The following is a 252-nucleotide window of genomic DNA, read 5'->3' on the forward strand; positions in this document are numbered from 1 at the left end:
AATTGTTGGTCTTGCTCAGCAGCTCAGCGATGCTCGTGCCAGCGATGTTGTTCCAGCGCTCATAGCTCAGGCTGCCCGTGCCCGGACAGGTCTTCACCGGGGGTGGCGTAACGGTGAGTGTCACCTGGGTGGCCGTGCAACTGCCACAGCTGGTGCACTCCACCTGATAGGTCGTTGTGTTGCCAGGGCTCACGCTCAGGCTGCTGCCTGTGCCTACCACACTACCCACGGTCTTCCAAGTGTAGGTGGCAG

General features: G+C 61.1%; 1 protein-coding gene. It reads right to left on the reverse strand.

The window, feature by feature from the left end:
• On the reverse strand, window positions 1-252 hold a 252-nt coding region (locus J2I47_RS26435; protein WP_207367629.1), incomplete at both ends, for a hypothetical protein.

The organism is Fibrella rubiginis (genome assembly GCF_017353185.1).
Taxonomy (GTDB): domain Bacteria; phylum Bacteroidota; class Bacteroidia; order Cytophagales; family Spirosomataceae; genus Fibrella; species Fibrella rubiginis.